Raw genomic sequence first — 3,790 nt, forward strand, 5'->3', positions numbered from 1 at the left:
AGTTTGAGAGACGATACTATGATAGCCTTAATGAGTCAGACAAAGCTGCCTGACTCAAGCAATCCACTCTCCGATATAGTCGGGGCGGTTCATAATCTTGCTTGAAACTCTTTTAAGCGTTTGACGTCAGTTGCTCCCATATCGCCTTATTTAGATTTTAATTTTAAAAAAGTTGATCTAGCAACACCATGCTTGCGACAAAAATCTTCGACAATCATCTTTTCACCATATTTTTTAAATCGATACTATTTGGGTATTAGTAAGTCATTTTCTCTTGCTAAAGTTTTTTAGGTAAGTTTTATTAGACAATAAAAAATTCTATGTTTGAGCTGTGTTATTTTAAGGGATAATTAAAAACTGCTAGAGAGAAAACTTTTCAATAGCTAGAATTTTAACTGAAGAGTGATTTATAAAGAAGTTTGGGAAATATGAAAAATGATATAAGCATAGAGTGGGATAATGATAATCTTTTTGAATCTACTACGTGTATCGCAGTTTTTATTAAAAATAGAGCTTATAGTTTTGTTTATAGCTACAGAGAAAACTTTATTTTAAACATGAAGTTAGATTTAGATTTGGATTTAAAAAATGGCGAGTTAAGCAAAAAAGATTATGATGATGAAATAAGGAAAGGGTGTTATAGAGGAGGAATCTGGCAACTCAATGCTGATAACTTCGAAGAATTTCTGGCATTAGATGAGGTTATGATATTAGAACCGTCTAGTTTAAGACATTTATTTATTCAAGAGTTTGATGAAATGGAGCAAGTACAACTATACAAAATTGTGGAAAATAAATTAGCACATAACATGAGTATCTCTTATAAAGGCAATCCGAGTGATTTTTTTAAAATTAATCAAATAGCGTCTAGGCTCCCACTTTTTTATATTAATTTCGATACTAAGGTTTACTTGCATATGGATTGGGATAGAAGTCATGAAGATTACATTTATGAAGGATGGTTTGCCAAAGCATTAGATTTTGGTTATTTGATTCCTGATAGTGAATGCTATTGGAAAATAAACGGTAGGGACTTCTGGAAGTTTTTAATGGTCTTAATTTAGAGGACTGATCTAGCAACGCCATACTTGTGACAAAAATCTTCGACAATCATTTCTTCATCATATTCTTTTAAAATTGATACTATCCGAATATTAGTAAGTCATTTTCCCTTGTTAAAGCTTTTAAGGTAAGTTTTATTAGACAGTGAAAAATTCTATGTTTGAGCTGTATTTTTTTAGGCGATAGTTATAGGTAAAGCTCAATAGAATTCAGCATATAACCACATCCTTAATCATAATGGAGCTTAAACGGGAGTAGTACGAAGTGTTTACCATAGATGATCTTAATTATGACTATGTCCCTGTGAATCCAGATGATTTATATTTCTTTTATGATTGGCGTTTTAAAATTACAATTGGTAATCGTCAGAGTCAAATCATAGAAGGTTGCTTCAGTACATTCTATGCAGACGGTATTTTCCTAGAAGCAATAGTAAATGTTTTATTAAAATATGAAGAAGCAGGTGTAGAAGGATGTTGGTGGTACTATCCTGATTTAGAGAGTGCTTATCCAGAAGACGTATTCGAAGGGGTATGTTTTGAACTAGGTTTTGATGATCCAGCGAATAGAATATATGTTACTGAACAAGAAAATTTTCAATATACTAAACTTGCTTGTCAACGCTTTGTAGAAATTCACCCAGAACATAAGAGACTTATAACAATCATTTTAGATAACTGGATGCCTCTAAATTCGATTTAACATTGGATATAGTAAATATAAGCTAGGCTTTTAATCCAGCTTTTTAATATATAACTCAAACGAAAATAACAATCAAATATAAACAAAAGGATATGATTAAGAGTTTTTTAAACTTTGTTGACGTTGTGATAAAGGTATGTCTTGTAAAGTCACTAATGTAGTAAGTTTTAATGAAAAGGCTAAGGTAGCGGTTGAAGATAATCAAATGGTAATGTGAAAATAGGTTTTGAGAAGTTGCCGAGTTAGAAAGTAATTAAGACAGACTCAAAGCCTTAGATATCAGAATATTCATAAGACTGAGATAAGGTGTCTTGAAACACAGTAAGTGGTGTGCCCACGAGGACTCGAACCTCGATCGGTCGCTTAGGAGGCAACTGCTCTATCCTGTTGAGCTATAGGCACATAATAAGAAATAATAAGAAGAGCTATTTTATCATAACAAATCAGCCTTTTACCCAATTTTTCGGCATTACCAGATAAAAATAAATAGTGGCTCTTAGTCTATTTTACCAGTTTAAAATTCTCAGATTGTCTTGTAGATAAAATGATAATGACATACCAATGAGGCTAGCAACCAAAATCACTGGTGCTATAATGCCGCGATAATCGATATTTATGAAGGATTTACATTATGGCTCGTACCGCTAGCGCATTACACATTTTAGTAAAAGACAAAGAACTGGCTGAAGAGATTATTGCCAAGCTTAAAAAGGGCGCACATTTTGATGTGTTGGCCAAAAAGCATTCAACCTGCCCATCAGGTAAAAAGGGCGGTGACTTAGGTGAATTTAGAAAAGGTCAAATGGTACCGGCATTTGATAAGGTCTGTTTCAATGGCGAGCTTTTGACCCCACACTTAGTAAAAACAAAGTTTGGTTGGCATGTGGTTAAAGTGCTTTACAGAAACTAAGCGTTAGAGTCTGAACCTTGACGGTAAAGACTATGCATTAAAGACAGTAGAGATAATAATAGGGTTTAAAGCAAAACTATCTAACGTTAAGGCATTGAAAAAATGGATATAGAAAGCGGCACCGATAACCAAACTGACAACCAGATAGATATTATCTATGAAGATGAGGATCTAGTAGCAATCAATAAAGAAGCGGGTCTATTGGTGCATCGCAGTTGGCTTGATAAAGGTGAAACACGATTTGCAATGCAACTAACCCGTGATGCCGTAGGTTGCCATGTGTTTCCAGTACACAGATTAGATAGGCCAACATCCGGTGTATTGTTGTTTGCTAAGAGCTCTGCTGTGGCACGCAGCCTTACAGAAGCTTTCACTGAACGTAAGGTTGCTAAGCAGTATTTAGCTGTGGTACGCGGCTTTATGTCAGAGGAAGGTACTGTTGATTATGCGTTAAGCTTTAAGCCCGATGCCATCGCTGATAAGTTTGCTAACTTAGACAAACCTGCTCAAGAAGCGGTGACACACTGGCAGAGCTTAGCCCAAATTGAGCTGCCATTTGCAGTATCAAAAAAACATAATACGAGCCGTTATAGTCTCATGCGCTTAATACCTGAGACGGGGCGAAAACATCAGCTACGCCGTCACATGAGACATCTGTTTCATCACATTATAGGGGACACCAGTTACGGCGATGGACGCCATAATAAATTCTTTCGTTCTCAATATGGTTGTACGCGCATGCTGCTACATGCTCAGACATTAGCGCTCACTCATCCTGTTACTGGCGAACCGTTAATATTGGAAGCGGGTTTTGACGACCAATGGACCCGTATTTTAGAAGAGTTTTCTTGGATGGATGCTGCTAAGATTTAACTAATATCAGTTTTAAACTGTATGTCGAAGTGCTCAAACCTAAGATTATTATATTTATGGGTAGTGAGTTAATGAACTATCTTCAAAACTCTGAAGTGCTGCCAAAGTTTAAAGAAATTATGGGTGAGATTGTAGAAGACAGACAAATTGTGAACCGCCCCGGGATTGTCGGAGACTCAATTTTCTGAGAGAATACGACAATGAAAACACGAAACTATACCCCTGAAATGAAAGAGCGAGCCG

5 protein-coding genes and 1 tRNA gene are annotated in these 3,790 nt (G+C 35.7%); 5 read left to right on the forward strand and 1 reads right to left on the reverse strand.

The annotated features are described in order from the left end of the window. The first annotated feature begins 428 nt into the window (after positions 1-428). The gene (locus G561_RS0113220) at positions 429-1,064 is read left to right on the forward strand and encodes a hypothetical protein (protein WP_037032563.1); all 636 of its coding nucleotides are present in this window, start codon (positions 429-431) and stop codon (positions 1,062-1,064) included. Between the two features lie 262 nt (positions 1,065-1,326). Next, positions 1,327-1,764 carry a ribonuclease toxin immunity protein CdiI gene (gene cdiI / locus G561_RS0113225; RefSeq protein WP_028859958.1) on the forward strand — a complete coding sequence of 146 codons (438 nt, stop codon included), beginning with the start codon at positions 1,327-1,329 and terminating at the stop codon, positions 1,762-1,764. A gap of 326 nt (positions 1,765-2,090) precedes the next feature. Here the strand turns inward: cdiI and G561_RS0113230 are convergent. Next, positions 2,091-2,166, reverse strand: a tRNA-Arg gene (locus G561_RS0113230). A 229-nt stretch (positions 2,167-2,395) separates the two neighbouring features. Here G561_RS0113230 and ppiC point away from each other — a divergent pair. From ppiC to G561_RS15675, 3 genes are all read left to right on the forward strand, one after another. Next, positions 2,396-2,674 carry a peptidylprolyl isomerase PpiC gene (gene ppiC / locus G561_RS0113235; RefSeq protein ID WP_028859959.1) on the forward strand — a complete coding sequence of 93 codons (279 nt, stop codon included), beginning with the start codon at positions 2,396-2,398 and terminating at the stop codon, positions 2,672-2,674. Positions 2,675-2,776: 102 nt separating this feature from the next. Next, positions 2,777-3,547 (forward strand): tRNA pseudouridine(65) synthase TruC, encoded by a 771-nt coding sequence (truC, locus tag G561_RS0113240; RefSeq protein ID WP_028859960.1) that lies wholly within the window; start codon positions 2,777-2,779, stop codon positions 3,545-3,547. Between the two features lie 56 nt (positions 3,548-3,603). Continuing rightward, positions 3,604-3,735: a hypothetical protein gene (locus tag G561_RS15675; RefSeq protein ID WP_279625098.1), complete on the forward strand. Its 132-nt coding sequence runs from the start codon at positions 3,604-3,606 to the stop codon at positions 3,733-3,735. Positions 3,736-3,790: the final 55 nt, after the last annotated feature.

It is taken from the genome of Psychrobacter phenylpyruvicus DSM 7000 = NBRC 102152 (assembly GCF_000685805.1).
Taxonomy (GTDB): domain Bacteria; phylum Pseudomonadota; class Gammaproteobacteria; order Pseudomonadales; family Moraxellaceae; genus Psychrobacter; species Psychrobacter phenylpyruvicus.